The organism is Sodalinema sp. (assembly GCF_046483825.1).
Taxonomy (GTDB): Bacteria; Cyanobacteriota; Cyanobacteriia; order Cyanobacteriales; family Geitlerinemataceae; genus Sodalinema.
In genome coordinates this window covers 1-5,094 of record NZ_JAWOCL010000134.1, presented here as the reverse complement: position 1 = coordinate 5,094, position 5,094 = coordinate 1, and the positions used below count along the sequence as shown (strand labels likewise).

Here is a 5,094-nt window from a genome sequence, read left to right as displayed (position 1 = left end):
TTCAGATTATGAGGCGATAACTGATGCCGTGGATGCCAGCAGTACCCGCAAGCTGACAGGGGCGAATAATGCGGGTCCCAAGACCGACGATCGCGCGGTGGTCAATCAATATCCTGAGATTACCGAAATCCTCCGAAACCGGGTTCCGAGAATGGGGACAAAAGAGGGTAAATCTTGAGAGTTTATCAACGGTTTTGGCGAATTGTCCAGGCGGCAGAGCCGCCGAAGCCCGTGTCACGGCGGAGCCATGACACGAGAGCAATGAAGTCCGTGTCACGGCGGAGCCATGACACGAGAGCAATTGATGAAAATTGGCAAATCGACCTAAATTCGGAATTTATTAAAGTTTAAGCCACCAGGTAAGGGTAAAAAGTTTCTAGACCTTACAATTGATGATAATCAGTTATGATGAGAATTTTCGCCCCCAACCTCTATTTATGTGCGTATCATCTCCGCAAGGATAACACCCAGGGAGAAACACACCCCCTCTGGGAAAACTGCGATCGCCTCCTCTCCCACTTCACCCCCAAGCAACTCAGTCCCCAACTCCACCTCGGGGAACATCGCATCCTCCTCCCCCCACCCCAAACGGAGATTGACTTCAACCTCAGCGACGAGTCTAACCTCGAAGGCTTTATCCAACCCGTCCAACTTCAAGATAGCTATGGCGTCTTTTTCAACATTGGCTATGACGAAGAAAACGACAAAACCGAAGACGTTAACCTTGAGAGTTTACAACAGTTTAATCCCGAGAACCGTCTCCTCTTTCCCTTCAGTAGCTGTTTCCTGGGAGAAACCCTAATCTTAACCGTTTGGTTAACCCGCCAAACCCGACAACAAGACCTCGCTTATCTCAGACAACTCGCCAACGGTTGCTATCAACACCTATTCAACTGTTCCGACCCCCCATTATCCCGTCGGGGTGAGTTATTTGGGAGTTCTATTTTTGAATATGGGAATCCCCGAGAACCCGCTAAATCTCCCCAAGTTCTCATCTGGCTATTTCGCGATGAAATTGCCGACCAAACCCTGCAAAACTGCTTTTTGGATATCTTTGACCTCTTCTTTTACCGCCACAAAGTCGTCAAAGCCTTTTACGACAGCCGCCACACCTATCAGAAACTCAAGCAATACTACGATAGCTTAGACCCCACCTTAGACGACATCCAAGATCAACTCGATCGCGCCGAACCCAATCCCCAAGACTCCACCTATCTCCAAGACTTTAAGACTCAGTTAAAAAAACTCTCCACCGACTCCCTCAGCTACGATCGCATCCTGCGAAAAATGAAAGATTTATTAACAACAATACACATAAATTGTAACAATTACAACAGCAAAATTGAGCGCATCTGTGCTATCCTAGAAACTGATAAGGAAGAACTATCATTTTTGCGCTATTTCGGAGAAGAAACCGCGCCGCAATTTCAGCAACAAATCGAAGCCGATTTAAGGTATTTTGACCAGGGAACCGGGTTAATCCGTCAGGCGATCGCCTCCATTCGTGCCATCGTGGAAATCGACCAAGCCCAATGCGATCGCACCTGGCAGCGTTGGGAGAAAAAGCGAGACCAACGACAACAAGAACTCCAGAAAAAAGCCGAAGCCAACGCCCAAGCCGAACAAGAACGACAACAACAGGCCAACCAAGACTTACAAGACCAAATCCAAGCCGTCGGGGTCGGAATTGCAGCCGGGGCGATTGTCGCCTCCACCTCCGGCTTAGCCACGGAACCCTGGCAACTCCCCAGTGGCGATCGCCCCTGGCTTCCTCCCCACCCATTTGTCATCGCCTTGCTGGCCAGTGTCATCTGTTCCCTGGGCGGCTGGTGGATAACCAAAACCCTAATTCAAAAACGGCGATCGCCACCCCCCAGAACCCCTAACGAATAAACTGATACCACTCAAACTGAGTCGGATCACAATGATGACACTCCCCACAACGCTGACCACTGGGCAATTGTCGCACCCGTCCCTTGCGAATCAACTTCTTCAACATCAAGCGCAACAGATCACCATCGCAGTGAAAATGATTCATCAAATCCGCCAACGACACCGCCTGATGCTGCGCCAAATAGCCCTGTAACTCCCGTAAAATCATCCGAACCTCCTAAACCACCCGGCCAATACGACGCATTCCCACCAGAATCAGCGTCAAAAACACCAATAACCCCAACAGCCACGCCGTCGACGATCCCGGATGACGATCAAACGTCCCAAACTGGTAAAAGAACGTCGCCACCCAATAGGCCAACCCCGTCGTCCAAATCCCCGCAAACAGCGTCCAGCGAGTTCCCGTCTCCCGATGAATCGCCGCCGTCGCCGCCAAACAAGGGAAATACAACAACACAAACAACAAATAGGAAAACGCCCCCACCTTTCCGTCAAAACGACTCACCATCTGGCCAAACGTATGCGTCGCCACCCCCTGTTCCTCCGCCGCACCTTCGACATCATCAATATCCCCCACATTCAACCCCAACGGATCGAGGAGTTGTCCCCCCAAAGCGCCTAAATTATCACCAATCGAGGTAAACGCCGCCTCAATCGTGGGCCAAAACTCAAACGGTTCCTCCGCTTCCGCCGCCGCTTCCCGGGCCAACTGGCCATACAACGCATCGAGAGATCCCACGATCGCCTCCTTCGCAAACACGCCCGTAAAAACCCCCACCGTCGCCGGATAATTGTCCTGCTGAATCCCCATCGGCGCAAACACCGGCGTAATTCGACGGCTAACATCCGTTAACACCGAGGTTTCCGAATCCCCAAAGGAGCCATCCCAGCGCACACTATTGAGCAATCCCAAAATCATCACCATAATAATGATCACCTGTCCCGCCCGCCAAATAAACTCTCGCAAGCGATCCCAAGTGCGCCATAACACCCCGCGCAGCGTCGGTAGATGATAGAGGGGTAACTCCATAATGAAATGAGACACCTCCCCTTGCAGCAGCGTTTGCTTGAGAATCAATCCCGTCACCACCGCCGCCGCAATCCCCGTCAAATAGAGACCAAAAACGATATTTTGACCCCCCACCGGGAAAAACGCCGCCGCAAACAGAGCATACACCGGCAACCTAGCCCCACAAGACATAAACGGATTCATGAGAATCGTCAACAGGCGATCGCGGGGACTTTCCAAACTGCGGGTGGCCAAAATTGCCGGTACATTACAGCCAAACCCCACCAACATCGGCACAAACGACTTCCCCGGTAGCCCCATAAAACGCATCAAACGATCCATCACAAACGCCGCCCGAGCCATATAGCCAGAGTCTTCCAGAAACGCCAAAAACAAGAACGTACAGGCAATCACCGGAATAAACGTAGACACCGTTTGAATACCGCCACCCGCCCCATTAGCCAGCAAAGCAATCAGCCAATCGGGACTGCCAACCCCTTCCAAGACATTGGCGAAGCCGTCTACAAAAATTGCCCCCGTCAGCAGATCGAAGAAATCAATAAAAACACTGCCCACATTAATCGAGAACAGGAACATCAGATACATCACCGCCAAAAACAGGGGAATCCCCAGCCAGCGGTTGAGAACCCAACGGTCGATCTGTTGCGTGAGACTGCTATTGACTTGGCGCGATCGCACCAAGGCCACCTCAGTGATATTGCGAATAAAGCCATACCGCGCATCAGCGATGACAATATCCAAATCTTCCCCCAAGACATCCTGAACCCGGCTTTGCCAAAGACTAATCGTGCGATCGAGGTCTGGCTGCCGTCGTCTAGGAAGGGTCAAATCGTTGTATTCCAATAGCCGCAACGCTTTCCAGCGGGGATCTACCGGCGAAGATTCCCCCTGGGCCTCTAAATGGGGCAAAATCGCGGCGATCGCATCTTCCACCACCGCCGGATAAGCCACAAACGCCGGCGGAATGGGCGGTGACTGTAACCCCTCGGTAATGGCCCCGCGTAACTGAGTCATTCCCAGAGATTTCGAGGCCACCACCGACACCACCGGACAGCCTAACCGTTGCGACAGGGCCTCAACCTTAATCTCGAGTCCCCGTTCCTCGGCCACATCGGCCATATTCAGCACCACCACCATCGGCAGACGCATTTCAATCAATTGCGTCGTCAGATAGAGATTGCGTTCGAGATTCGACGCATCGACGATATTAGCGATTAAATCCGCCTCCCCGGAAAGGAGATAATCCCGAGCAATGCGTTCATCGAGTCCCGTGTCCGCATCTTCAGCATCGAGAGAGTACACCCCCGGTAAGTCCACCACCGTCAAGGTTTGACCATCATGGACATAGGTTCCTTCGACTCGTTCAACGGTGACACCGGGCCAGTTCCCCGTCACCTGATTGGACCCTGTGAGGGCGTTAAAGAGGGTTGTTTTGCCACAATTAGGATTGCCGATGGCGGCAATTTTGGCCTGACGGGTTGCAATAGGGCTCATAACTCAATTAACGCTGAATGGACTCGACTAAAAGAGCGCAGGCTTCATCTTTCCGCAGACTGAGACTGAAGCCGCGCACGCAGATTTCGACCGGGTCCCCGAGGGGAGCATGGCGTGTCACTGTAAACTCGGTTCCTGGGGTCAATCCCATGGCCAGCAGGCGTTTGCGATAGCCGCGATGGGGGCAATCATAGCCTAAAATGCGTCCCGAACCGCCCACCTTGAGATGGCGCAGTTGTTGCAGGGATTGGGGTTGGCGAGAGACCTGAATCCCCTGACTGCGATCGCGGCAAAAGCCCAATTGTTCACCGTTGACGGATAGCACCACCGAACCGCTATCGGTACAACTGAGGATGCTGACCTCATCGCCGAGGCGTAACCCTTTTGGCTCCAGCCCAGCGGGTAAATCCACCACCCAGAGGCGATCGCCGACGGTGGCTTGACTGAGGGAAAACACCGAGTTTTTCCGAGACTCATCTTGTCGGTTGGAGCCATCGCGGCGATCGCAACCGCCGCCGACAAAAGTAAAGCCCCAACCTTGGGGCGTTTTATTGCCCCGATGGCGTTGACGTTGACGTTTCATCATCACAAATCCTCTAAATACTTTGTTGACTTTAATTCAAATAGATTGTCATTACTGTAGCTCTAGCTACCCAGACTATCACAAAATCGCTGCT

Annotated in this window: 4 protein-coding genes; 1 reads left to right on the top strand and 3 read right to left on the bottom strand. The window is 52.4% G+C overall.

All coding sequences use genetic code 11. From position 1 onward, the window contains the following. Window positions 1-405 precede the first annotated feature (405 nt). Window positions 406-1,893 carry a hypothetical protein gene (locus R6U67_RS08550; RefSeq protein WP_410252155.1) on the top strand — a complete coding sequence of 496 codons (1,488 nt, stop codon included), beginning with the start codon at window positions 406-408 and terminating at the stop codon, window positions 1,891-1,893. On the opposite strand, the gene R6U67_RS08545 is transcribed toward R6U67_RS08550, so the two are convergent. From R6U67_RS08545 to R6U67_RS08535, 3 genes are read right to left on the bottom strand one after another with little or no spacing between them, the layout of a single operon-like run. Beyond that, window positions 1,883-2,101 carry a FeoC-like transcriptional regulator gene (locus R6U67_RS08545; protein WP_068790214.1) on the bottom strand — a complete coding sequence of 73 codons (219 nt, stop codon included), beginning with the start codon at window positions 2,099-2,101 and terminating at the stop codon, window positions 1,883-1,885. The genes R6U67_RS08550 and R6U67_RS08545 overlap by 11 nt on opposite strands. Window positions 2,102-2,110: 9 nt before the next feature. Next, window positions 2,111-4,417: a Fe(2+) transporter permease subunit FeoB gene (feoB, locus tag R6U67_RS08540; protein WP_410252154.1), complete on the bottom strand. Its 2,307-nt coding sequence runs from the start codon at window positions 4,415-4,417 to the stop codon at window positions 2,111-2,113. Between the two features lie 7 nt (window positions 4,418-4,424). Further along, the gene (locus tag R6U67_RS08535; RefSeq protein ID WP_410252153.1) at window positions 4,425-5,003 is read right to left on the bottom strand and encodes a ferrous iron transport protein A; all 579 of its coding nucleotides are present in this window, start codon (window positions 5,001-5,003) and stop codon (window positions 4,425-4,427) included. Window positions 5,004-5,094: the final 91 nt, after the last annotated feature.